Here is a 23,168-nt window from a genome sequence, read left to right as displayed (position 1 = left end):
AACCCTTGTTTTTTTACGGTGGGGGGGGGTGGTTTTTTTTTATAACACACAGATTTCCGGGGGTGTTCCTGTGTCGTGGGGGGGGGGCGGGCGGGGGCCCCCGGGCCGGCCGCTGGTGTCGGGCGCCCGATCAGTCCTCGGGGAAGAGGGTGATCGCGAGGGTGCCCTTGTAGGTGCCGGGTGCGGTGTCCACCGGCACCTCGAGCGAGAGGTCGGCGCCCAGTTCCGTGGAACCGAACCGTCCCTCCCCGGTCGCCTCGCCGAGCAGGTGCGGGTCGGCCAGACCCTCCCCGCCGGCGAGGAGAGGTGCGACCGCGGCCCCCGCCGTGACGCCGCTGCGCGGTGTCACGAGCTTGGGGTTCCAGCCGAGGTGCCCCGCATCCAGCACAGTCGTGCCCGCCGTGAAGTCGGTCGACTGGCCGGAGACCGACCAGCCGCCGCTGCCGGCCTGTCCGGCGTTCCGCGAGTCCGTGACGGTCACCGCGGGGAGCGCGCCCGTGAAGCGCAGGCGGTCGCCGGCGTTGCCGGCCTCGGAGAGGACGACGCCGTCGCCGTAATCCGCGACCGTCAGTGACAGCGAGCCGGGCTCGGTGGGCTCCGGCACGGTGGCCTCGATCGGGATGCCGGTGCCCTCGTCGCCCGGCTCGACGACCAGGGTCACGAGCGAGCGGGCGGGGAGGACGAGGTCGGTCTTCCCGTCGACGGTGGTGGCGATCCCTTCGACCGCGGCCAGCTGGTGGGTCTGATCGTTCAGGTAGGCCGTCGGCTGCGCGTCCAGGTCGATGTCGGTGGTGACGGGTGCGGTGCTGCTGTTGAGGAGCTGCACCACCCGCGAGCCGTCGGCGTTGTCGAACGCCGCCACCTTGAGTCCCGCAATGGCGTGCACGGCGTCGAACCGCACGGCGTCCGGCCGCACGAAACGGCTGAAGGCGGCCATGCCGTACAGGCGCGAAGACACCTGGTAGGTGTCGTTGTCGACGTCGACCACCATGAGCGAGACGGAGCCGCCCTGGCTCACGCCGAGCCACCAGAGGTAGCCGGTGACGTTGGCCTTCGTGAGCGAGTCCATCATGTGGTCGGCCATCTGGATTCCGTCCGTCTGCAGCGGGCTCGCGCTGTCCCAGTTCGCGTTGAACGTCCCGCTGGACGACGAGGCCCATTCCGACATCCACAGCGACCCGTCCGTCTCGTACGGCGAGTCCGAACGGCTCGCGTACGAGTGCGCGGTGAGGGTGTCGACCCACTTGCTGGCTTCCGAGTCGCCCCGGATCGCCGCGTGATAGTTCTTGCCCTGATTCCAGCCGAACGACTCGCAGCAGAGCACGTCGTACCCGGCGGCATCCGCGATGGGACCGAACTTCTTGGTGAACTCGACGGCTTGCGTCGGAGTGAACCGCATCGACTCGTAGCTCGACGTGTAGTCCGGCTCGTTCGTGAAGGCCAGGCCGTCGATCTCGACGCCTTCCTGCTTGTAGAAGTCCGCCCAGGCCACGAGGTAGTCGGCGTACGCCGTGGTCCAGTCGCCGCTGGCGCAGCTGGTGCCCGACAGGCCGCACAGCACGCCGCCGGAAGCCGCGTTGCCGTTGCTCTTCATGTACCCGGGTGCCGTCCACGCGTTGCCGTAGATGTACTCCACGCCGGCCGCCTCAGCGGCCTGCGCGAACCACACCTGCCCGTTGTCGTAGCCGTCCCACTGGTAGTCCGGCGCCGCCGTCGGGCCGCCCGGGTCGGTCGGCTGGATGGAGAGCATCCAGTCGTACGGCGGCGTCGACTGCCCACCGATGCCGAGGCGCAGGATGGACGGGTCCACGCCTGAGTCGCCGAGGAGCAGTTCGACGGCCTCCGCCTTCTTCTCGTCGGAGAGGAGGTTGAGGCGGTGGGTCCGCTGGAAGGCGGCCGAGTAGCCGAAGCCGTCGATCGTCTGCTGGACGCTCTCCGGCTGCAGGTCGATCCCGGTGGTGACGACGGCCGAGGCAGCGGGGGCGGCGGCGAAGCCGGCGCCCACCAGGCCTGCGGCCGCGAGTAACGACACTGTCTTTCTCACAGTTCTCCCTTGAATCTGCTCGGCGGATGTAAACGTTATCGCACCGATGTAAACGTTAACGTAGGGGTGGAGTCCCGGGTGGTCAAGGGTCGATGCGCGGTGAGAAACGGATGCCGGAGCATCGCGTCGCGTGCTGGACGAGGCATCCGTTGTGGTATAGGTTGTCTTCAGCAACATTTCTCGCAAAGGAGCGTCATGCCCACCCCCACCCGTGCCGACAAGTTCTCGTTCGGCCTCTGGACCATCGGCTACAACGGCACCGACCCCTTCGGCGGGCCGACCCGCAACCACCTCGACGTCGTGCACGCCGTCGAGAAGCTCGCCGAGCTCGGCGCGTATGGTCTCACCTTCCACGACGACGACCTGTTCGCGTTCGGATCGACGGATGCGGAGCGCCAGACGCAGATCGACCGGCTCAAGGGAGCGCTCGACGACACCGGCCTCATCGTGCCGATGGTCACCACGAACCTGTTCTCGGCCCCCGTCTTCAAGGACGGCGGCTTCACGTCGAACGACCGCGACGTGCGTCGGTTCGCGCTGCGCAAGGTGTTCCGCCAGCTCGACCTCGGCGCCGAGCTCGGAGCGAAGACGTTCGTCATGTGGGGCGGGCGCGAGGGTGCCGAGTACGACTCCGCCAAGGACATCCGCGCCGCGCTCGAGCGCTACCGCGAGGCCGTGAACCTCCTCGGCGACTACGTCACCGACAAGGGCTACGACATCCGCTTCGCCATCGAGCCGAAGCCCAACGAGCCCCGCGGCGACATCCTGCTTCCGACGCTCGGTCACGCGATCGCCTTCATCGACTCGCTCGAGCGCCCCGAGCTCGTCGGCCTCAACCCCGAGGTCGGCCACGAGCAGATGGCGGGCCTCAACTTCGCCGCCGGCATCGCGCAGGCGCTGTACCACGGCAAGCTCTTCCACATCGACCTCAACGGCCAGCGCGGCATCAAGTACGACCAGGACCTCGTCTTCGGCCACGGCGACCTGCACAACGCGTTCGCGCTCGTCGACCTGCTCGAGAACGGCGGCCCCGGCGGCGTGCCGGCCTATGACGGCCCGCGCCACTTCGACTACAAGCCCTCGCGCACCGAGGACGAGACCGGCGTGTGGGACTCGGCCGCCGCGAACATGCGCACGTACCTCCTGCTCAAGGAGCGCGCCGCGGCCTTCCGCGCCGACCCCGAGGTGCAGGAGGCGCTGGCCGCCGCCAAGGTCGACGAGCTCTCGGTGCCGACGCTCAACGAGGGCGAGTCGTACGACGACTTCCTCGCCGACCGCTCGGCGTACGAGGACTTCGACGCCGACGCGTACTTGGGCGGCAAGGGCTTCGGCTTCGTCCGCCTCCAGCAGCTCGCGACCGAGCACCTGCTCGCCGCCCGCGGCTGACCCGCCGGTCCCTGACACCATCCCCGCTCCCGCGAGACTCCATCGGGGCGCCGAGACTGCATGCAATCGCTGCGGTCTCGGCGCTCCACTGAAGTCTCGCGGGAGAGGAAACGCGTGAAGGAGCGCACATGAGCCTCGTCATGGGAGTCGACACGTCGACGCAGTCGTGCAAGGTCGTGATCACGGATGCTGCGACCCGGGCCGTCGTGCGGCAGGGGCGCGCGTCGCACCCCGACGGCACGTCCGTCGATCCCGAGGCGTGGTGGACCGCGCTGCAGGCGGCCATCGCCGATGCGGGCGGACTCGACGACGTCGAGGCGTGGGCGATCGGCGGGCAGCAGCACGGCATGGTCGCGCTCGACGCCGAGGGTCGGGTGATCCGCGATGCGCTGCTGTGGAACGACACCCGCTCGGCGCAGGCCGCGGCCGACCTCACCGCCGAGTTCGGCGCCGACGAGCTCGCGCGCCGGACGGGCCTGGTGCCGGTGGCATCCTTCACGATCACCAAGCTCCGCTGGCTGCGCGACCACGAGCCCGACAACGCGGCGCGGGTCGCCGCGGTCGCCCTCCCGCACGACTGGCTGACCTGGCGGCTGCGCGGCTTCGGGCCCGAGGGCGAGTCGCCGCGTGGACCTGTGCTCGACGAGCTCGTCACCGATCGCTCCGACGCCTCGGGGACCGGCTACTGGAACCCCGCCACCGGCGACTACGACCGCGACCTCCTCGTCGCGGCGCTCGGCCACGACGCCGTGCTCCCGCGCGTGCTGGGGCCAGATGAGTGGGTGACGGATGCTGCGGGCCGACGTGTCGGCGGCGGCGCCGGCGACAACGCGGGCGCAGCGCTGGGGCTCGGGGCGGGTCCCGGAGACGTCGTCGTGTCGATCGGCACGAGCGGAACCGTGTTCGCGGTGAGCGAGGAGCGCACGATCGACCCCACCGGCACCGTCGCCGGGTTCGCGGACTGCACGGGCCGGTTCCTGCCGCTCGTCGCGACGCTCAACGCCGCACGCGTGCTCGACGCCATCGGGCGGGTGCTGGGCGTCGACCACGGCGAGCTGTCGCGGCTGGCGCTGGCCGCCGAGCCTGGCGCCGCCGGTCTCGCGCTGGTGCCCTACTTCGAGGGCGAGCGCACCCCGAACCTCCCCGACGCGACCGCGTCGCTCACCGGCATGACGCTCGCCTCGACGACGCGCGAGAACCTCGCGCGCGCCGCGGTCGAGGGCATGCTGTCGGGGCTCGCCGCGGGACTCGAGGCGCTGCGCGGCCTCGGCGTGCCGCTCGAGCGCGCGCTGCTCGTCGGCGGCGGCGCGCAGTCCCAGGCGGTGCGCGAGATCGCGCCCGTCGTGCTGGGGCTGCCGGTCGAGGTGCCCGAGCCGGGCGAGTACGTGGCTCTCGGCGCTGCCCGGCAGGCGGCATCCGTTCTCGCGACCTGACCCGCGGCAGACCCGCGGGCCGAGTCCCGGACACGACGCGGCTACGGCGGTACCATTCCCGCATGGCGGACACGGTCGCCGCGCTCGAGCGGGCGCGGACGGCATATCGGTCCGGTGACTGGGAGACGGCGCGGGAGGCGTTCGAGGGGGCCCGCCGCGATGTCGCGGCCACCGGTGCCGACCTGCGCGCGCTCGCCTCGTGCGAGTGGTGGCTCGGGCGGCAGGAAGCCTGCCTCGAGCACCTCGAGCGCGCCTTCCGCGTGCTGGCCGACGAGGGCGACGAGATGGGCGCGGCCGAGGTGGCCATGGTGTCCTCGCTGGTGCTGCTGACGCGCGGCCAGCACACCGTCGGGCGCGCCTGGAACCGGCGCGCGCGCCGGATCCTGGCGGAGCTGCCCGACGGGCGGGGACACGCGTACGACGTCTACCTCACGGCGTGCATGGACCTCGACGACACCGGACTGCTGTGGCCTGCCGAGAGCGTGTCGCGCATGCGGGAGCTCGCGGCAGCGCTCCGCCAGCCGGCCGTGTCGGCACTGAGCGCGGTTGTGGCGGGGATGGCCGCGATCCGGGCAGGGGCCACCGCAGAGGGATTCGCGCAACTCGACGAGGCGATGCTGTGCGTGGTCTCGGACGAGCTCGAGGCGGAGTGGGCGGGCGACGTCCTGTGCACCACGATCCATGTGTGCCACGAGCTCGCCGACTTCCGCCGGATGGCTGACTGGACCCGCGCCACCGAAGCGTGGTGCGCGTCACGGGGCGCGGACGTCGTCTACGCCGGCGTATGCCGCGTGCACCGCCTCGAACTGCAGTCGGCGAGCGGGGAGTGGGATGCTGCCGAGGCGGCGCTGCAGCGCGCGTGCGACGATCTCGCTTCCGACCATCCATGGGTTGCCGGCGAAGGATGGAACCAGCTGGGCGAGATCCGCCGGCTGCGCGGCGACGCCGCCGGAGCGCGGGAGGCTTACCGGCGCGCCAGCGAGGCCGGCATCGACCCGGTGCCGGGCGAGGCGCTGCTGGTGCTCGCGGAGGGCGACACCGAGCGCGCCGCGGCGATGATCACGGCCTCGCTCGGGCTTCGCGACCGGATGGCCCGTGCGCGCCTGCTGCGCCCCGGTGTCGAGATCGCCCTCGCGACCGGCCGGACCCAGGACGCGCGGCGACTGCTCGAGGAGCTCGACGCGGACGCCCGGGACTTCGGCAGCGACGGGTTCCGCGCCTGGGCGGCGCACGCGCACGGCATGACCGCGGTGTACGCCGGCGACGTCGAAGGTGCGATCGGCCGGCTGCACGCCGCCCTCGACCTCTTCCGGACGCTGCGGCAGCCGTGGGAGCAGGCGAGCGTCCTGAGCTGGCTCGCCACCGCGCACGAGCTGCGCGGCGACGCGGCGCTCGCCGGCCGGCTGCGCGAAGACGCCGGCGTGATCCTCGGACGGCTCGGCGCTCCGCCGGTGGTCGTGCGGGCGGCGACGGCCCCGGGTGCGGAGAGCGGACCGTTGACCTCCCGCGAGCGCGAGATCGTGGAGCTCGTCGCGCGGGGCAAGGCCAACAAGCAGATCGCGGACGAGCTCTTCATCAGCGAGAAGACCGTGAGCAGGCACCTCGCGAACGTCTACGTGAAGCTCGGCGTCGGCTCGCGCACCGCGGCGGCCGCGTGGTGGCACGAACATTCCGGCAGGCGCGCGCGGTGACGGCAGGTTGCCCGGCGCACGGCTCCTGCATCGAATGGTGCAGTGGCGTGCGCGGAATCTGCGCGGTTCTGCGGACGCGACGGCCGGCTCCCGGTCCGTAGCGTCGTGTCCAGGCAATCGACGGACCACTCATGAAGGAGACGACGATGTCCACGACGATCACCGCCACCGCGATCGAGACCACCGCTCACACCGAGGACCCCACGGCCGCGTTCGCCGATCGGATCATGGACGCCACGCTCGGCTGGTTCGATCTCATGGCCGTGCACCTCGGCTCGCAGCTCGGCTGGTACGCCGAGCTCGCGCGGACCGATGGCCTCACGGCAGACGAGCTCGCCGGCCGCACGCACACGGACGCCCGCTACGCCCGCGAGTGGCTCGAGCAGCAGGCCGCGAGCGGCATCCTGCTCGCGGACGAGGACGAGGACGAGGATGCCGCGACCCGGCGATTCCGGCTCGCGCCGGGCGTCGCCGAAGTCCTGCTCGACCGCGGCAGCCGGCAGTACCTCGAGCCCCTGGCACGGATGGGCGCGGCATCGGGGATGCAGATCGACGCCCTCCTCGAGGCGTACCGCACGGGCGGCGGAGTCAGCTGGGAGCAGCTCGGCCGGCACGCCCGCGAGGCGCAGGCGGACATGAACCGGCCGTGGTTCGACGACCTGCCCTCGCTCTTCCAGGGCATCGAGCGGCTCGACACCGTCCTGCGGCGTCCCGACGCGCGGATCGCCGACCTCGGCTTCGGAGGCGGCTGGTCGACGATCGCGCTGGCCAAGGCGTACCCGCACCTTCGCGCCGTCGGCTTCGATATCGACGAGGCCTCGGTCGAGGCGGCCCGGCGCAACGCCGTCGAGGCCGGCGTCGCCGATCGCGTCGACTTCCTGCTGTGCGATGCAGCGCTCGTCGCCGAGCACGGCCCGTTCGATGCGGTCTTCGCGTTCGAGTGCCTGCACGACATGCCTCATCCCGTGGAGGTCCTCGCGGCGGCCCGCGGCGCGGTGGGCGACGACGGGATGGTCGTGATCATGGACGAGGCTGCCGAAGAGCGCTTCGCCGCGAACGCGAGCGACCTCGAGCGGCTGCTCTACGGGTTCAGCCTCTTCGTGTGCCTGCCCGACGGCAGGTCGCACACGCCGAGCGCCGGCACGGGCACCGTGATGCGTCCCTCGACGCTGCGCGCCTACGCGCGGTCGGCCGGGTGGAGCGACATCCGCGTCCTCGTCCCCGAGTTCGGCCTCTGGCGCTTCTACGAGATCGTCTGACCCGAGTCCCCTGATGTTCGTTCGTCACAGATGTACGCCGATCCGCCCCGGACGCGTACATCTGTGACGAACGAACGAAGGGGGCAGCGCTGACGCGACGCTGCGACCGCGGGGCGGCACAATGGGCGCATGGATGCCGACGCCGACGGAGCCGCCCAGCTCGACGCGCTCGCCGCAGAGCTGTACGCCGTGCCTCCGGCGGAGTTCACGGCCGCTCGCAACGCGCGCGCAGGACTTGCGGCGCCGGCGCTCGCCAAGCGGCTCAAGGCCCTGCGCAAGCCCACCGTCTCCGCCTGGGCGGTGAACCTCCTCGCGCGGGACGGGCAGCTGGCCGACGCGGTCGAGCTGGCGGCGGCCCTGCGCGAAGCGCAGGACGACCTCGACGCGGCTGAACTGTCGCGCCTCGGCCGACAGCGCCGCCAGCTGGTCGCCGCCCTTGCCAAGCAGGCGATCGGCCTCGCCGAAGAGGCCGGCAGCACGCTGAGCGCCGCCGCGCGCGACGACGTCGAGAAGACCATCAATGCGGCGGTGATGGATGCTGCGGCCGCGGCCGCCGTCCTCACGGCCCGGCTCGTCAAGCCGCTCGAGGCCGGAGACATCGACCCCTCGACGCTGGCCGACTCGGTCGGAGGGTCCCTTCCGGGAGCCGTGGCGCCGCCGCCGCGCGACGACCTGGCCGACCGGCGCGCGCGCAAGGCCGCCGAGAAGGCGGCGCGGGAGGCCGAGCGACTCGCGAACGAGGCCGAGCGCGAGCTCGCCCGTGTCGACGCGCGCCGCGCGAAGGCGCAGGAGCGGGTCGACCACGTGCGGGAGCGCATCGACGACCTGCGTCGCGACCTCGCCGCCCTCGAGGGCGACGAGCGCGCCGCCGTCGAGAAGCTCGACACCGTGGAGCAGGAGCGCTCCGAAGCCGCCGCCAAGTCCCGCGACGCCGCCCAGGCATCCGAGCGCGCGCAGCGCGCCCTCGACGACGCGTGAGTCCCCGTGGTCGAGGGCACGCAGGGGCGCAGCATCCGCTCCTCTCAGGACTCTCGTAGAACCGCCGCCTAGCGTGAACGGCATGGCGACTCCCGCACCACTGGTGCCCGCGACGGCGTCCGACGAGGGTGAGATCACCGTCTCCCCGAGCGAGCTGAGGGAGCTGAGGGACGAGCTGCAGCGCTTCATGATGGAGTACCGTTTCGGCCTGCAGGAGGTCGAGACGAAGATCGGCATCCTGCGCGACGAGTTCCTGCTGACGCACGACTACAACCCCATCGAGCACGTCTCGAGCCGCGTCAAGTCGCCCGACAGCCTCGTCGAGAAGGTGCAGCGCAAGGGCATCGACGGGGACTTCGCGTCGATCCGCCGGAACATCACCGACATCGCGGGCATCCGCATCACGTGCAGCTTCACCGCCGACGTGTACCGCCTCTTCGACCTGCTGACCGCCCAAGACGACGTGCGCGTGCTCCAGGTGAAGGACTACATCGCGGCGCCGAAGTCCAACGGATACAAGAGCCTGCACGCCATCCTCGAGGTGCCCGTGTTCCTCTCGACCGGGCGCATCGAGGTGCCCGTCGAGGTGCAGTTCCGCACCATCGCGATGGACTTCTGGGCGAGCCTCGAGCACAAGATCTACTACAAGTACGCCACGCGCGTGCCCGACGAGCTGCTCGAGAGCCTCAGGGACGCGGCCGAGACCGCCGCCGAGCTCGACGCCCGCATGGAGCGCCTCCACCGGCAGATCCGGGGCGGCAGCGCGGGCCAGACGGCGCCCGTGGCGGTGCGGGAGATCACCGCGGTCCCCGCTCCCGCGGAGACGGCTCCGGGTGCTGCCACCCCGCGTGGTCCCGACACCGGCGTCCACCCGGTCTGACGCCACACCCCCTGTTCGTTCGTCACAGATGTACGCCGAGCGGCCCGTTCCGCGTACATACGTGACGAACGAACGAGGTTCTTGAGCCCGGTCTGGAGGAGGCGGGTCAGCTCGCGAGGACGGCGGCGGCGCTCTCGAGGTAGTCGTCGACGGTGCGGGGCCCGAAGACCGCGCTGTTGGCGATGTACCCCTGCGCGAGAGCGGCGATCGAGCGCGCGGTCGCTGCGGCGAGGGCCGCGGCATCCGTCTCGTCCGTCGTTCGTGAGCGCGCCCACGGTCCGATCGCGAGGGCGAGTGAGGCTCGCAGGCGTCCGGCGGTGCGCAGCATCTCGTCGTGGACGCCGGGCTCGACCATCGCCTCGCCCCAGAACTGCAGGATGAGCGAGGGCGACAGCCCCACTTCCGCGAACATCGAGAGCATGCCCTGAAGCGCCTGCCGCGGCGTCACCATCTGGCCACGCTGCCCGGCGTCTTCGAGGGCGTCGATGCGGGGGAGCAGGTAGCGACCCACGACGTACCGGGCGAGTTCGGCCTTGTTCGTGAAGTGCGAGTAGATCGCACCGGTCGACAGGCCCGACTCGGCGACGATGTCGGCGATGGACGTGTCGCGCACTCCGTTCCGCTCCAGCACGCGCAGCGCTGCCTGGGCGATCTTCTCGCGGCGGGCCTCGCGGTACTCCTCCGACACCTTGGGCATGGAAACAGAATACCGATTCTGTTATTCTCGCAAAGAGAATCACCATTCTTTTTAGGAGGACGCGATGAACGCTCACCGTGACGCAGCATCGGTGGATGCCGCGCCCGCACGCCCCACGAAGTGGGGTGTCGCCGCGCTGTTCGGACTGCTCGGCTCGTTGATCGTCGCCGTCATCGTGATGGCGTTCGTGTGGCCCGCAGCCACCTCGCAGCCGCAGAACCTGCCGGTCGGCATCTCAGGACCCGCCGAGGCCGTGACCGCCGTCGAGGACAAGCTCGCCGAACAGGACCCCGCGCCGTTCGACCTCCACGAGGTCGATTCGCGCGACGACGCGGTGTCGCAGATCGAGTCCCGTGCGCTGTACGGCGCGATCCTGCTGGGCGACGAGCCCGAGGTGCTCATCGCGACGGCGGCGAGCCCCGTCGCCGCGCAGGCGCTGCGCGCCGTCGCCACGCAGCTGCAGTCGCAGATCGACACGGCCGCCAAGACCGCGCTGACCGACCAGCTCACCGCGATCGTCGGAGCGCTGAAGTCGGGGCAGATGCCGCAGCTGCCCGACGGCGCCGCGGGCGCTGCGCCGGTGATCCCCACGGTCACCGTCACGGACGTCGTGCCGCTGGCCGACGGCGACAGCACGGGCGCCGGGCTCGGGGCATCCGTCTTCCCGATGGTGCTGGGTGGCATGCTCGGCGGCATCCTGCTGACGCTGCTCGTGCAGGGGGTCGTGCGCCGCCTGGTGGGGCTGGTCGTCTTCGGCCTCGCCGCCGGCGCCCTGATCGCGCTCGTGATGCAGACCTGGTTCGGCATCCTCACCGGGGACTGGCTGCTCAACGCGGCCGTGCTGGGCCTGGGTGTGACGGCGACATCGGCGCTCATCGTCGGGCTCGCCGCGCTGATGGGCCCTCCCGGCATCGCCGTCGGCGCGGTCATCACGATGTTCATCGCCAACCCGATCGCGGGTGCCGCGCTGCCGCCGCAGTTCCTTCCCGAGCCGTGGGGCGCCGTGGGCCAGTTCTTCGTCCCGGGGGCATCGGCGAACCTGCTGCGATCGGTGATGTACTTCCCGGACGCCTCGACCTGGGCGCAATGGACCATCCTGATCGCCTGGCTCATCGGCGGCGTGATCTTCGCGCTCATCGGCCACCAGCGCAACCGGGCCGAGCTCACACCGCCCGAGCGGCAGCTGGAACACTGAGCAGCCTGCGGGCGCGCCATCGCTGATCCGGCGCCACCCGGGAAGGGGGCGCGCCGGATCGTGCGTGCGGGGCGCGACGCGATAACGTCGCAGCAATGGGGACCTCGACGCGTCGCGCGCGCCGCCACCGCTTCGTCATCGCCTTCATGGCGGCGACGCTGGCAGTCGTGGGCGGAGTGGTGGCCGCGGAGGAGCTGCGGATCGTCGGGGACGCGCTGGAGCGTCCGGGCATCGACGAGTTCTACGTCCAGCCCGACGACGCCGCCGGCGGCGAACCCGGCGCGCTGGTGAAGGCCGATGCGCTCCTCGGCGCCCCGCTCGCGAGCCGGGCCTGGCGCATCATGTACCGCACCACGGACGTGCACGGCGAGCCCGCGGTCGCGACCGGCGTGCTGGTCGTGCCGCTGGTGCCCGCACCGCCCGGTGGGCGCACCGTGGTGTCGTGGGGTCACCCCACGACCGGGGCCGCGCGCGACTGCGCCCCGTCGTACGGGTTCGACCCCTTCGTCGGCATCGAGGGGCTGCGGTTCCTGCTGAACCGCGGCTACGCCGTCGTCGCGACCGACTACGTCGGCATGGGCACGTCCGGCACAGACTCGTACCTCGTCGGGGTGACCGGCGGCAACGCGGTGCTCGATGCCGTGCGCGCCGCCCGGGCGATCGTCGAGACCCGCGCGAGCGAGAGGGTCGTGCTCTGGGGGCATTCGCAGGGCGGCCAGGCCGTGCTGTTCGCCGCGCAGCAGGCGGCCGATTACGCGCCGGAGCTCAACGTCGTGGCCGTCGCCGCCGCCGCGCCCGCCGCCGATCTCCCCGGGCTCATGAGTGCCCATCTCGACGACATCTCGGGCGTCACGATCGGCTCGTACGCCTTCACCGCGTACGCGGACGTGTACCCGCAGGCTCCCGTCGACGGCATCCTCACCCCTGCCGCCCGCGAGATCGTCCCGCGGATGAACGAGCTGTGCCTGCTGTCGAACATCTCGACGCTGCACGAGATCGGCCAGCCGCTCGTCGGCGACTTCACGATGAGCGACCCCACGACCACCGAGCCCTGGGCGAGCCTGCTCGAGCAGAACTCCGCGGGGGCGGAGGCGTTCGACGCGCCGCTGTTCCTGGCGCAGGGGCTCTCGGATGAGCTCGTGGTGCCGTCCGACACCACCGCGTTCGCGCAGCACGAGGCCGAGCTGGGCATGGACGTGACCTACCACGAGATCCCGTTCGCGGACCACGGCACCGTGGCCTACCTGGCGCTGCCGGCGATGCTCCGCTGGCTCGCCGAGGTCTCCGCCAGGTGACCTCGGCTGGCTAGTCTGTTCGCGTGGACGGTCTCACACCCGCGACGCTCCTGCTGATCCCGCTGATGGCCGTGCTCGCGCCGCTGCTGGCGCGAGGGCTCGGCCACTGGGTGCGCGTGCCGGTCGTGGTGTTCGAGCTGGTGCTCGGCATCCTGATCGGCCCGGCCGTGCTGGGGTGGACCGGACCCAGCGACTTCGTCGACCTGCTGGCGAACTTCGGCCTGGCGATGCTGTTCTTCGTCGCCGGCACCGAGATCGAGTTCGGGTCGTTCCGCGGCCGCCTCGGACGGCGTGCGTCGCTCGGGTGGATCATCAGCCTCGCCGCCGGCGTCGCGGCCGGCTGGCTGCTCGCCCCGGGCGAGGCCGCGATCGTGATCGGCATCGCCCTGTGCTCGACGGCGCTCGGCACGCTGCTGCCGATCCTGCGCGATGCCCACGAACTGCGCACGCCGTTCGGCCTGGCCGTCGGCGCCATCGGCGCCATCGGCGAATTCGGGCCGCTCATCGCGATCTCGGTCTTCCTCGGCGGGCGTGAACCAGGCCTCTCCACGATCGTGCTCGTGCTGTTCGCCGTGTTCGCCGCGCTCGCGATCTGGCTCGCGTTCCGGGTGCCGCGCGGTGCGATGCACTCGTTCGTGAGCTCGACACTTCACACCTCGGGGCAGTTCGCGATCCGCGTGGTGTTCGTGATCCTCGCCGCCCTCGTCGCGCTCAGCGTCGTGCTCGACCTCGACATGCTGCTCGGCGCCTTCACCGCCGGCATCATCTGGCGCCTGCTCATGCGGGATGCCTCCGAGCATGACCGTCACGCCGTGGAGAGCAAGATCGAGGGTGTCGCGTTCGGCTTCCTCGTGCCGATCTTCTTCATCTACACCGGCATCACGTTCGACCTGCAAGGGCTGCTCGACGACCCGGTGCTGTTCTGGCTCGTCCCCGTCGTGCTCGTCGCGCTGTTCGTCGTCCGCGGGCTGCCGTCGACGCTCGCCGCGCCCGAGGGGTCGTCCCGCCGCGAGCGCCTGTCGATCGCGCTCCTGGGCGCGACCGGCCTCCCGATCATCGTCGCCGTGACGCAGATCGGCGTGGACGAGAAGATCCTCGACACGACCCAGCAGACCGTGCTCGTCGCGGGCGGCATGCTGTCGGTGCTGGTCTTCCCCCTCATCGGCATGGCGCTGCGCGGCGAGCGGCTGAAGGCGAACCCGTCGCTCCAGGACGACATGGCGTGAGCACCCTCGATCTTCTCGACGCGGCACGGTCCCGCCTCGCCGACGCCCCCCGCGAGGCTCTCGGCGAACTCGTCGTGCCCAAGCGCTTCCTGGGTGTCGCGCGCGCCCCGCGCATCGAGCGGCGCGGCGGCGCGTGGCATCTCGGCGTGCTCCTCCTCGCCGACGACGCCGTCTTCGCGACCGGCGACATCCTCCGGGCCCGCCAGGAGGCGCGTCGTGGCTACACTGCCGAAGCGCAGCGGCACCGCGCCGAGCTCGCCGCCGCCGCACGCCGCGGCGGCTTCGCGGAGGGCGAGACCGTGCACATCGGATGGCGGATGCTGGAGCCCGGCGCCGTCGACAGGGGCGAGGCATCCGCCCCGCTGTTCTCCGCCGAGGGCGTGCCCAGTGTGAGGTGGAGCGCCGCGGGGGGACTCATCCCGCTCGAGGCCTACCTCTCGGAGCGGATCGCACTGCTGCTCGACCCGCCGCGCGGGGCGTGAGACCGGCCGTTATCCGCCGCGGGATCCGGTGTCAAGAGCCCTCGCCCAGCGGCGACGCGCGCTCTACCGTGTGAGCATGACCGCCAAGGACCTCGCCCGGCAGATCATCGTCATCAGCGCGTTCTGCTTCATGATCGTGGCCGCGATGGTCGGCACCGGGCTGTTCGGCGGCACACCGGTGCAGGACCTGCAGGACGGCGCGCTCGACCAGGACGGCTCGTACCTCGCCCCGGCGCGGCCGGCGTTCTCGATCTGGACCGCGATCTACGTCGGCCTGCTCGCGTACACGATCTGGCAGGCGCTGCCCCGTCAGCGCGGCAGCGAGCGCCAGCGGACACTCGGCTACCTCATCGCGGGCACGATGGCGCTCAACGGGCTGTGGCTCGTGACGGCGCAGTTCGGCTCGCTCGCCCTCACGGTGCTCGCGATCATCGTCCTGCTCGCCCTCCTCGGCGTCACGTTCAGCCGCACGGTCATCGAGCCCGCCGACGGCTGGGCCGACCGGCTGCTCGTGGACGGCGTCACGGGGCTGCACCTGGGCTGGGTGACGCTCGCCACCGTCGCGAACATCGCGGCGTGGCTGACGTCGATCGGCTCGCCGGAGTGGGCGGCCTCCGCGGATCTGTGGGGCGTCGTCGCGCTGGTCCTCGTCGCCGTCGTCGGACTGGGGATCGAGATCGCGAGCCACTGGCGCCTCGCACCCGCACTCGCCATCGCGTGGGGGCTGATCTGGCTCGGAGTCGGCCGCCTCGAGGGCGAGCCGCACAGCACCGCCATCGGCGTGACGGCGATCGTCGTCGCCGCCGTGATCCTCGGTACGGCGCTGATCGGCACCGTGGCACGCGAGCTGACCGCGGTGCGCAACGCCGAGGTGTGACTCAGGCGGCCGCGAAGCGCTCGGCGAACGCGCGCAGCAGGCGTGCCGGCTCCGTGACGGATGCTGCCAGCACCCGCCCGGCGATCGCGTGGTAGTCCGCCGAATCGAAGTAGCCGTCGTCGCGGTATACGGCCATGCGCTCGGTGAACGCCTTCGTCGTCGGCTCGGGGTGGAACTGGGTCGCATACAGCCGGTCGCCCACGCGATACGCCTGGACGGGGCATCCGTCGTTGCGCGCCAGCAGGACCGCCCCCGGCGGGAGGCTCTCCGTGCCCTCCTTGTGGGCGGTGAGCGCCGTGAAGCGGTCCGCGAGTGCGCCGAACAGCGGGTCGCCCGAGGCTTGCTTGGTGAGCTGGACCGCGACCGGACCCGTGTCTTCGGGGAACGCGCGGCTCACCGCGCCGCCGAGGGCCCGGGTCGCGATGCCGATGCCGTAGCAGGTGAAGAGAGCTGCCGGCCCGTCGCCGGACGCGGTGCGCTCGGCGATGCGCGCCAGGTCGGCCTCGAGGCGCCGCTGCGCGTCCGTCTTGGTCGATTCGGGGTCCGTGACGTTGAACGGGCTCCCGCCCACCAGGAACCCGGCGTAGCGCTCGAACACGTCGTCGGGGAGCGGCTCGCGCACCAGGTCGTGATGGTCGAGACGGGCCTCCTCGAGGTGCGTCGCGGAGCGGAACGACTCATACTCGGCGGCGGCCGCGCCCAGCTGCGGGCGCACGCACACATAGAGCAGCGGCGCGGACGTCATGCACGCAGTCTAGGTCGCCGTCCGGCGAAGCTGGGAGACGCCCGAAACCGTGGGTATCGACCCGGCATCCGTGTATCAAACCCGCACTATCGCGCTCGGGCATGGTGTGGACAGAATGGGCGCTATGACGCAACCGGGCGCCGAGCCATCCGTCGACTCCGTGGAGCCGGCGCGATGGGAGCGTGCCGCCGCACTTTTCGTGCGGTGGCGCGAGGGTGACAGCCGCGCGATGGACGAACTCGTCCGCCTGATGACGCCGCCGCTATGGCACGTCGTGAGGGCGTACGGACTCGACCATGCCCTCGCGCAGGACGTCGTTCAGACGACCTGGCTGACGCTCGTACGCCGTCACGAGACCATCAACGACCCCCTCGCGGTGTCGGGGTGGCTCACGATGTGCGCACGCCGTGAGGCGTGGCGGGTCGGAAAACAGCATCGGCGAGCCGATGCGACGGAGTCCGAGTCGCTCGAACCGCACCTTCCGGTCCACGAATCCGCCGAGCACACGGCCGCGCAGGACGACGAGACTCGTCGCCTCTGGACAGCGGTCGGAACGCTCAACGAACGATGCCAGCGCCTGCTGCGGATCGTCGCGTTCGAGGACCGCCCCGACTATGCCCGCATCGCGGAAGATCTCGCGATGCCCATCGGATCCATCGGACCGACCCGCCAGCGCTGCCTCGCAAAGCTACGCGCCGTCCTCGAGGGCGACGGATGGAGAGGTGACGACGATGGAAATTGAGGACTTCGCGGCCGACGCCGCGCTCTTCGCACGGATGCGCCGCATGTGGGAGGACGTCGACCCCGTGCCGGCCGATCTGGTCGACCAGATGGTCGCCGCGGTGGCCGTCCAGGATCTGTCGCGCGAGTACGCGCTGCTGACGCTCGTCGAGGGGACGCTCGCCCCGGTGCGCGGCGAGACCGACACGGCGACGCTGCAGTTCAGCGACGGCACGACCAGCGTGCTTCTTCACGTGACCGCCACCGAAGGTGGCGATCGCCGTGTGGACGGATGGGTGGATGGGACGGCCCTCGCCATCCGCCTCATCCAGGGCGACCGGGAGTGGTCGGCCGAACCGGGCGAGCACGGACGCTTCGCCTTCGACGAGGTCACGCCCGGTGTGGCGCGGCTTCGCCTGGTGGTACGCGACGCCGACGGGGCGCTGCGCGACTTCCAGACCCCGCAGTTCGAAGTCTGACAGGCAGTTCGAAGACGGATGCCGCGGCCTGGGGGCCGCGGCTCCCACGTGTGTGAGGAGAAGACATGGTGGATGACGACAGCGAACGGCCGCGGCGCCCCTGGCGCGAGCGGGAGGCCGCGGACGAACCCCGGGGTGTGCCGCTCGATCCCACTCGCGACCCGGTGCCCGGTGTTCAAGCTTTCAGCACGGTATACGCGCCGGGGCATCTGATCATCACGGGTCGCGTGGACGCCGCGATCCAGGATCTGACGAACGCGGGAGCCGAACTCGGCTGGGACGTCGCGCCCGAGGAGGTCAGCACGCGGGCCGGCGCCGAGTTGACGCGCGCACGGATCTTCCCGGCGCCCAAGGAGGGACGCGACGACGAACCGGTCCCGCCGGTGGATGCGTGGCGTCTCCTGCAGCATGCGCGCGCGCTGGCGGTGAGGGACGGCAACCGGAACGAGCAGTCGCTGGATGCGGCGAAGGCCTCCGCGCGCGGGATCTCACGAGCCGCGGACCCCCGGCGCTTCACCCTGCCGCCCGATCATCCGCTGCGCCAGGTGGGTCTCGATCACGTGCTGTCGATCGATCCGATCGGCATCAACCCGCACACGAAGACCAACCCGCACACCAAGACGAACCCGCACACGAAGACGAATCCGCACACCAAGACCAACCCGAGTGGCACCGACGGCTACGCGGATCCCGGCACGGGCGGGCTGCAGATGGTCTCGTACATCGGCCCGCACCCTGATCGTGATCGCGGACCGGACCCCGACCCGGGGAAGGGCCGGCGCCCTATCGTCGCGATCGTCGACACCGGTTGCGGCAACCATGCCTGGCTCCCGCCCGAACCGGGCGCGGGGGTCGCGCCCACAGGTCGGCCCATCGTCCGACGGCGGGTGCCGACCGTCATCGGACGGACCATCCTCGGCGTCGAGAACCCGGCGACCGATCCCGAGGTGGACGGAGACCAGGCCGGTGCGCTGGACGGATTCCTCGACGGCGGTGCCGGGCACGGGACGTTCGTGGCCGGGATCGTGCGCCAGGTCGCGCCCGCCGCCGAGATCATCTCCATCCGCGTCGCCGACAGCAACGGAACCGTGCTGGAAAGCGAGCTGATCGAGGCGATCGAGGAACTGGCCGACTGGATCGAGGATGACGGGAAGGGCGGCGAGCGCCACGTCGATGTGCTGAACCTCTCGCTCGGCTACTACCACGAGACGCCCGAGGACGGCCTCTACAGCACCCGCCTCTATGCGGCGCTGCGCCGACTGCGGAACCACGGGTGCGTCGTCGTCTGCTCGGCCGGCAACGACGCCACCGATCGGCCGGTCTTCCCGGCCGCACTGTGGGCGTGGAAGGGCGACAGCGACCTCGACCTCCACATCGAGGAGGTCGAAGGCGAGCAGGCGCAGCACCTGGCGATCGGCGCGCTCAACCCCAACCTCAGGTCGGTGGCGCTGTACAGCAACATCGGTCCGTGGGTGACGGCGTACGCGCCGGGCACCTCGGTGCTCAGCACCGTGCCACCGCTCAACGGCGGGGTTCAGGCGGGCTCGCGCGACGACCTGTACGGTCGCGTGCGGGAGACGATCGACCCCGACGACATGCGAGGCGGGTACGCGATCTGGAGCGGCACCTCTTTCGCGGCGCCGTATGTGGCGGGCCTGATCGCAGCGAACCTGACTCCCGGACTGATGGCCGGGGAGCCCGGCGGGGTGGCAGCGGCGGAAGCGGCGACGGCGAAGGCGCTGGAGAAGGTGAAGGCGGACGACCTCTCGCCGAAGTCCCGTCCGCAGGCGTGATCGTCCACCGGGTCGCGGCCGATCCCCAGTGGGGATGCCGTGGACGCCCTGAGTTCGCCATCATGAGGGAGTGAGTTCCGACCCCCGCGCCCTCTACCAGCGCGGCGTCCATCTGGCGGACCGCGGGCGATATGTCGATGCGCGGCGCGTGCTGACGAGTGCGGCACGCGCCGCCGCGGCGGCCGGTGATGCGAATCTGCAGGCACGCATCACCGGTACGACGGCGTACCTGCTGGCGCAGCAGGCGGACGGGGTCGAAGCCGAGCGCCTCTGCCGGGAGGCGCTCGCGCTTCCCGGGCTCTCGACGGAGACGGTCGCGATCCTCGAGGGCCAGCTGGGGTCGATCGAACTCGAACGGGGTCACCTCGACTCGGCGGCGGCGTGGCTCTCGCGCAGCGTCGAGGGACTGACCGACGAGCCCGTCCGGGCCGCGAACATGCGGATGAACCGCAGCGTCGTGAACATGAGGCGCGGGCGCCTCGACGATGCGTCCGTCGACCTGATCGCGGCAGAGGCGGCATACCGGGAAGCGGGCCTTCCGCTGGACGCCGACCAGGCGGTCCACAATCGCGCATATGTCCTGATGCTCGCGGGCGATCTCGTCGCCGCGCTGAGACTGATGCAACGGGTGCGAGAGCCGCTGGACGAGGAGTCGGACGTCTGGGCTGCGATCAACGAACTCGATCGCGCCGAGGTGCTCCGCGACGCGGGACTCGTCGGTGAGGCCGAGCGATCCCTCGCGTCGGTCGCGCAGACGTTCGCGCGCCACGGGGTGAGGCAGGACCGCGCGGAGGCGGAGTACCACCTCGCGAGATCACTGCTGAACCACAACCCTGAACGGGCGGCGCAGGTCGCCGCAACCGCGGCACGCCGATTCCGATCGATCGGCAGCGACGGCTGGGCCATGCGTGCGGAGGCCATCAAGCTCCGCGCCCAGCTGGCCGTCGGCCGTGTGGATCGCTCGGGCGCACCCGTGGCGACCCCCCGCGCCCTGCCGCGCCCCGCAGTGGTCGCCGAAGTCGCGGACGCGCTGGAGGCTCACGGACATCGCAGCGACGCGGCACTCCTCCGGATGAGCGAGCTTCTGGCGCGGCTGCGACGCGGAGCGGATCCGCGCGCGGTCGTCGTGCCGCGCACGCCGCGCTGGGCGTCTCTGGAGCTCGGACTCCTGGCGCACGAGGTGCGAGCCGAGCGGGCTCGGGTCGCCGGCGACGAGAGCGGAGCGCGGCGCTACGCGGCCGGCGGGCTGGAACTGCTGATCACGTCCCGCGGCGCGGTGGGCAGTCTCGACCTCTCGGGCTCCAACAGCATGCAGGGCCTTGGCGTGATCACGGCGGGGCTGGCATCTGCGATGCGCTCGGGGCGACCGGCGCTCGTGTTCGAGTGGTCCGAACGCGCCCGGCATCTGAACCAGCAGATGGTGCCGCTGCGCCCCCCGCCGGACCCGGAGCTGGCCGCTGACCTCGCCGAGCTTCGCGTCCTGCGCGTCGACCACGGTGGGACGGACTGGCTGTCCGACCCCCGCGCGGCGCTGCTGCGCGACCGAGCGCGAGAGCGGCAATGGTCGAGGACCCGCGGACGCTCGCTCAACGATCGCGTCCAGCTCGAGGAGCTCCGCGAGGAACTGGGTGTCGACGACGTCGCGCTTTCCTATGTGTTCGACGGCAACCGTCTCGGCGTCGTCGCGGTCGACGCGACGTCTGCGCGTTTCCTCTCGCTGGACTGGCGGCGCGTGGTCGCGGCTCTGCGCGGCCTGCGTGCCGATCTCGACATGGCGGCGTCGGTGCGGACCGGGCCGATGGCGGAGGTGGTGCGGGGCTCCCTCGACGAGCGGCTCGCGGCGCTCTCGCGACTGCTCCTCGATCAGGCCCTGGGACCCGCGGGCGGCCGAAGCCGAGTTCTGATCACGGCTCCAGGAGTGCTCGGGGGACTCCCGTGGACGATGCTGCCCGGGCTCGCGGGTCGCGCGATCACGGTGGCCCCGTCAGCATCGAGCTGGGTGCGGGCGCGTCGCGCGGCGGCGCGTCCGCTGACGAGCGCCGGATTCGCGGCGGGCCCCCGGGTCGCGCGCGGGGACGAGGAGATCAGGGCTGCGGCGGAGGCCTGGCGGACCTCGGCCCGACTGCACGACGGTGACGCGACGGCGGACGCAGTGACGGCGCTCGCTTCGACGGTGGATGTGCTGCACATCGCCGCACACGGGCGGCATTCCGCCGACAACCCGCTGTTCTCCGGGCTCGAGCTCGTCGACGGCACCCTGTTCGGCTATGACATCGACCTCATGACGCGACCGCCGCAGGTCGTCGTGCTGTCGGCGTGCGAAGTGGGGCGCTCTGCGGTGCGGTGGGGCGACGAATCGATCGGCATGACCAGGGTGTGGCTCCACGCCGGCACGGCATGCGTCATCGCCGCGCCGGTCATCGTCGCCGACGACGCCGCGTGCGAACTCCTCGCGGCGATGCACGAGGGGCTCGCTGCGGGCGTCACGCCGTCGGAGGCGCTTGCTGCCGCATCCGCTCGCACCGGCATCGTGGCCCCGTTCCAGGTGCACGGCGCAGGTTTCTGAAGATTTCTCGCGTCTCGTGTATCAGGACGGATGCCGCGTGCTCCCTGTCAGCGGAACGGCTCGCGCGCCCCGACGGGGGGTCGGGGCTGCAGCTGAGAAGACCATTTTGGGGATCGCAGATTCGGGCTGCAGGTCTTCGCCGCCGATTCCTCGAGGGGTGCTGCATGACTGGGGCGGCACCCCTCGTCCCGTTCCCGCGCTGCGACGGCGCTCAGCCGCGCGACGAGTTCGCGGTGCGGCCACGCACGATGCCGACCAGAGCCTCCACCGCGGGGGTCGTGCGTTCGGCGTCCCACGCGAGTGCGACCGTCGACATGGGCCCCTCGCGCAGCGGGCGGTAGTCGACGTCCTTGCGGTGGTGCAGTCGCGCGAGCGACATCGGCACGACCACGATCCCGACACCCGCAGCGGCGGTGGCGATCGCTTCGGCGGTGTCGGCCGGTGGGGCGAACCTCGGCGCGAGGGTGCCGGGAAGGGCGATGCCGAGCACGTCGTCCTGCGGCACGATGAGCACCTCGCCCACGAGGTCGGCCGCGTCGAGCTCCTCGTCTGCCGCGGTCAGGTGCGACTCCTTCGCGCACACGACCACCGGGACCTCGTCGTACAGGGGGATGACGTGGAGGCCTTCCTTGTCGAGCGGCAGCCGCACGATGGCCGCGTCGACCTCGCCGTCGCGCAGCGCGCGCCGCTGATCGGCGACCGGCAGCGGCACGAGTTCGAGGGCGGTCTGCGGCATCCGCTCCTTCCAGATGTCGATCCACTTGCCGGGTGTCGCCCCGGGGATCGCTCCGAGGGCGAACGTCGCCGGCATGTCGGGCGCGGCAGGCGGGGTGGGCGACGGCCCGGGCGACGGCTGCGGCCGCCGGGGCTTTGCGGCTTTCGGCTTCGAAGACGACCCGGATGCTGCGCCCGGGCGCTTGCCCGAAGCGCCGCGTCCTCGTCCGCCTGCGCGCGACCCGCCCTTCGCCATGCTGTTCAGCGTAGCCGGGGCGATATGGTTCGCTCATGGTGGCGATTCTGGCAACGGTCTTCGCGGCGCTGGCGGCGCTGCTGCACGTCTACATCTTCGTGATGGAGAGCGTGCAGTGGACGCAGCCGAAGATCTGGAAGCGATTCGGCGTGGCCGATCAGGCGGCCGCGGACACCACGAAGCCGATGGCCTACAACCAGGGCTTCTACAACCTGTTCCTGGCCATCGGCGTCGTGATCGGCCTGGTGCTGCTCTTCGCGGGAGCGGACACGGCGCCGGTGCACGCAGCGGGGCTGGCGCTCGTGCTGTTCGCACTGGGGTCGATGGTCGCGGCAGCCCTCGTGCTGCTGACGACGGGCCTGCGCTATCTGCGGGCGGCACTCATCCAGGGCACGCTGCCGCTCATCGGGTTCGTGCTCTTCCTGTTCGCTTGACCATGGCGTCGGCCTGAC

20 protein-coding genes are annotated in these 23,168 nt (G+C 71.4%); 16 read left to right on the top strand and 4 right to left on the bottom strand.

Going from position 1 to position 23,168, the window contains the following annotated elements:
• Positions 1-130: 130 nt before the first annotated feature.
• On the bottom strand, positions 131-2,032 hold the full coding sequence (locus tag ACFQ7C_RS01220) for a glycoside hydrolase (protein WP_378896830.1): 1,902 nt from the start codon (positions 2,030-2,032) through the stop codon (positions 131-133).
• A 207-nt stretch (positions 2,033-2,239) separates the two neighbouring features.
• On the opposite strand from ACFQ7C_RS01220, the gene xylA reads away from it, so the two are divergent.
• The 6 genes from xylA (at position 2,240) to ACFQ7C_RS01190 (ending at position 9,671) form a co-directional block, all read left to right on the top strand.
• Positions 2,240-3,430: a xylose isomerase gene (gene xylA, locus ACFQ7C_RS01215; RefSeq protein ID WP_378896827.1), complete on the top strand. Its 1,191-nt coding sequence runs from the start codon at positions 2,240-2,242 to the stop codon at positions 3,428-3,430.
• 128 nt (positions 3,431-3,558) lie between these two features.
• Positions 3,559-4,863 (top strand): xylulokinase, encoded by a 1,305-nt coding sequence (gene xylB / locus ACFQ7C_RS01210; RefSeq protein ID WP_378896825.1) that lies wholly within the window; start codon positions 3,559-3,561, stop codon positions 4,861-4,863.
• A 62-nt stretch (positions 4,864-4,925) separates the two neighbouring features.
• Positions 4,926-6,554, top strand: coding sequence for a LuxR C-terminal-related transcriptional regulator (locus ACFQ7C_RS01205; protein WP_378896822.1), 1,629 nt, complete (start codon positions 4,926-4,928; stop codon positions 6,552-6,554).
• A 146-nt stretch (positions 6,555-6,700) separates the two neighbouring features.
• Positions 6,701-7,813, top strand: a complete 1,113-nt coding sequence (locus ACFQ7C_RS01200; RefSeq protein WP_378896820.1) for a class I SAM-dependent methyltransferase — start codon at positions 6,701-6,703, stop codon at positions 7,811-7,813.
• A gap of 129 nt (positions 7,814-7,942) precedes the next feature.
• Positions 7,943-8,791, top strand: a complete 849-nt coding sequence (locus ACFQ7C_RS01195; RefSeq protein ID WP_378896818.1) for a transposase — start codon at positions 7,943-7,945, stop codon at positions 8,789-8,791.
• 82 nt (positions 8,792-8,873) lie between these two features.
• On the top strand, positions 8,874-9,671 hold the full coding sequence (locus ACFQ7C_RS01190) for a GTP pyrophosphokinase family protein (protein WP_378896815.1): 798 nt from the start codon (positions 8,874-8,876) through the stop codon (positions 9,669-9,671).
• A gap of 106 nt (positions 9,672-9,777) precedes the next feature.
• Here ACFQ7C_RS01190 and ACFQ7C_RS01185 read toward each other — a convergent pair whose 3' ends face one another.
• Positions 9,778-10,368, bottom strand: coding sequence for a TetR/AcrR family transcriptional regulator (locus ACFQ7C_RS01185; protein ID WP_378896813.1), 591 nt, complete (start codon positions 10,366-10,368; stop codon positions 9,778-9,780).
• Positions 10,369-10,432: 64 nt separating this feature from the next.
• Between ACFQ7C_RS01185 and ACFQ7C_RS01180 the strand changes: the two genes are divergently transcribed.
• The 5 genes from ACFQ7C_RS01180 (at position 10,433) to ACFQ7C_RS01160 (ending at position 15,443) form a co-directional block, all read left to right on the top strand.
• A complete protein-coding gene (locus tag ACFQ7C_RS01180; RefSeq protein WP_378896811.1) occupies positions 10,433-11,563 on the top strand; it encodes a hypothetical protein in 1,131 nt (376 codons plus the stop codon).
• Positions 11,564-11,658: 95 nt separating this feature from the next.
• Positions 11,659-12,858: an alpha/beta fold hydrolase gene (locus ACFQ7C_RS01175; RefSeq protein ID WP_378896808.1), complete on the top strand. Its 1,200-nt coding sequence runs from the start codon at positions 11,659-11,661 to the stop codon at positions 12,856-12,858.
• Between the two features lie 23 nt (positions 12,859-12,881).
• Positions 12,882-14,084, top strand: a complete 1,203-nt coding sequence (locus ACFQ7C_RS01170; RefSeq protein WP_378896805.1) for a cation:proton antiporter — start codon at positions 12,882-12,884, stop codon at positions 14,082-14,084.
• Positions 14,081-14,566 carry a glutaminase gene (locus ACFQ7C_RS01165; RefSeq protein WP_378896803.1) on the top strand — a complete coding sequence of 162 codons (486 nt, stop codon included), beginning with the start codon at positions 14,081-14,083 and terminating at the stop codon, positions 14,564-14,566. Before ACFQ7C_RS01170 ends, ACFQ7C_RS01165 begins: the two co-directional genes overlap by 4 nt.
• Before the next feature lie 76 nt (positions 14,567-14,642).
• A complete protein-coding gene (locus ACFQ7C_RS01160; protein ID WP_378896801.1) occupies positions 14,643-15,443 on the top strand; it encodes a tryptophan-rich sensory protein in 801 nt (266 codons plus the stop codon).
• Between the two features lies 1 nt (position 15,444).
• On the opposite strand, the gene ACFQ7C_RS01155 is transcribed toward ACFQ7C_RS01160, so the two are convergent.
• Complete coding sequence (locus tag ACFQ7C_RS01155) at positions 15,445-16,188, bottom strand: GMP synthase (protein WP_378896798.1); 744 nt, start codon at positions 16,186-16,188, stop codon at positions 15,445-15,447.
• Positions 16,189-16,312: 124 nt separating this feature from the next.
• Between ACFQ7C_RS01155 and ACFQ7C_RS01150 the strand changes: the two genes are divergently transcribed.
• The 4 genes from ACFQ7C_RS01150 to ACFQ7C_RS01135 all read left to right on the top strand — a co-directional run bounded on the left by ACFQ7C_RS01150 (position 16,313) and on the right by ACFQ7C_RS01135 (position 21,746).
• Positions 16,313-16,930, top strand: a complete 618-nt coding sequence (locus tag ACFQ7C_RS01150) for an RNA polymerase sigma factor (protein ID WP_378896796.1) — start codon at positions 16,313-16,315, stop codon at positions 16,928-16,930.
• Positions 16,920-17,387, top strand: a complete 468-nt coding sequence (locus tag ACFQ7C_RS01145; RefSeq protein ID WP_378896793.1) for a hypothetical protein — start codon at positions 16,920-16,922, stop codon at positions 17,385-17,387. The genes ACFQ7C_RS01150 and ACFQ7C_RS01145 overlap by 11 nt, the downstream gene beginning before the upstream one ends.
• A gap of 65 nt (positions 17,388-17,452) precedes the next feature.
• Entirely contained in the window at positions 17,453-19,180 is a 1,728-nt protein-coding gene (locus ACFQ7C_RS01140; protein ID WP_378896790.1) for a S8 family serine peptidase, read from the top strand.
• A 70-nt stretch (positions 19,181-19,250) separates the two neighbouring features.
• A complete protein-coding gene (locus tag ACFQ7C_RS01135) occupies positions 19,251-21,746 on the top strand; it encodes a CHAT domain-containing protein (protein WP_378896787.1) in 2,496 nt (831 codons plus the stop codon).
• Between the two features lie 211 nt (positions 21,747-21,957).
• Here ACFQ7C_RS01135 and ACFQ7C_RS01130 read toward each other — a convergent pair whose 3' ends face one another.
• Positions 21,958-22,716, bottom strand: a complete 759-nt coding sequence (locus tag ACFQ7C_RS01130) for a LysR family substrate-binding domain-containing protein (protein ID WP_378896784.1) — start codon at positions 22,714-22,716, stop codon at positions 21,958-21,960.
• Between the two features lie 35 nt (positions 22,717-22,751).
• Between ACFQ7C_RS01130 and ACFQ7C_RS01125 the strand changes: the two genes are divergently transcribed.
• Entirely contained in the window at positions 22,752-23,150 is a 399-nt protein-coding gene (locus ACFQ7C_RS01125) for a DUF1304 domain-containing protein (RefSeq protein ID WP_378896781.1), read from the top strand.
• The last annotated feature ends 18 nt before the right edge of the window (positions 23,151-23,168 follow it).

Origin of the sequence: Microbacterium sp. NPDC056569, from assembly GCF_042793475.1 — a bacterium.
Classification (GTDB): domain Bacteria; phylum Actinomycetota; class Actinomycetes; order Actinomycetales; family Microbacteriaceae; genus Microbacterium.
This window is presented reverse-complemented; position numbering and strand designations above follow the sequence as displayed.

Coding starts and splice junctions, on each gene's coding strand:
- ACFQ7C_RS01180 (WP_378896811.1), top strand. CDS start 10,433: ATGAACGCTCACCGTGACGCAGCATCGGTGGATGCCGCGCCCGCACGC.
- ACFQ7C_RS01150 (WP_378896796.1), top strand. CDS start 16,313: ATGACGCAACCGGGCGCCGAGCCATCCGTCGACTCCGTGGAGCCGGCG.
- ACFQ7C_RS01130 (WP_378896784.1), bottom strand. CDS start 22,716: ATGGCGAAGGGCGGGTCGCGCGCAGGCGGACGAGGACGCGGCGCTTCG.
- ACFQ7C_RS01160 (WP_378896801.1), top strand. CDS start 14,643: ATGACCGCCAAGGACCTCGCCCGGCAGATCATCGTCATCAGCGCGTTC.
- ACFQ7C_RS01155 (WP_378896798.1), bottom strand. CDS start 16,188: ATGACGTCCGCGCCGCTGCTCTATGTGTGCGTGCGCCCGCAGCTGGGC.
- ACFQ7C_RS01195 (WP_378896818.1), top strand. CDS start 7,943: ATGGATGCCGACGCCGACGGAGCCGCCCAGCTCGACGCGCTCGCCGCA.
- ACFQ7C_RS01185 (WP_378896813.1), bottom strand. CDS start 10,368: ATGCCCAAGGTGTCGGAGGAGTACCGCGAGGCCCGCCGCGAGAAGATC.
- ACFQ7C_RS01200 (WP_378896820.1), top strand. CDS start 6,701: ATGTCCACGACGATCACCGCCACCGCGATCGAGACCACCGCTCACACC.
- ACFQ7C_RS01145 (WP_378896793.1), top strand. CDS start 16,920: ATGGAAATTGAGGACTTCGCGGCCGACGCCGCGCTCTTCGCACGGATG.
- ACFQ7C_RS01205 (WP_378896822.1), top strand. CDS start 4,926: ATGGCGGACACGGTCGCCGCGCTCGAGCGGGCGCGGACGGCATATCGG.
- xylA (WP_378896827.1), top strand. CDS start 2,240: ATGCCCACCCCCACCCGTGCCGACAAGTTCTCGTTCGGCCTCTGGACC.
- ACFQ7C_RS01175 (WP_378896808.1), top strand. CDS start 11,659: ATGGGGACCTCGACGCGTCGCGCGCGCCGCCACCGCTTCGTCATCGCC.
- ACFQ7C_RS01125 (WP_378896781.1), top strand. CDS start 22,752: ATGGTGGCGATTCTGGCAACGGTCTTCGCGGCGCTGGCGGCGCTGCTG.
- ACFQ7C_RS01190 (WP_378896815.1), top strand. CDS start 8,874: ATGGCGACTCCCGCACCACTGGTGCCCGCGACGGCGTCCGACGAGGGT.
- xylB (WP_378896825.1), top strand. CDS start 3,559: ATGAGCCTCGTCATGGGAGTCGACACGTCGACGCAGTCGTGCAAGGTC.
- ACFQ7C_RS01140 (WP_378896790.1), top strand. CDS start 17,453: ATGGTGGATGACGACAGCGAACGGCCGCGGCGCCCCTGGCGCGAGCGG.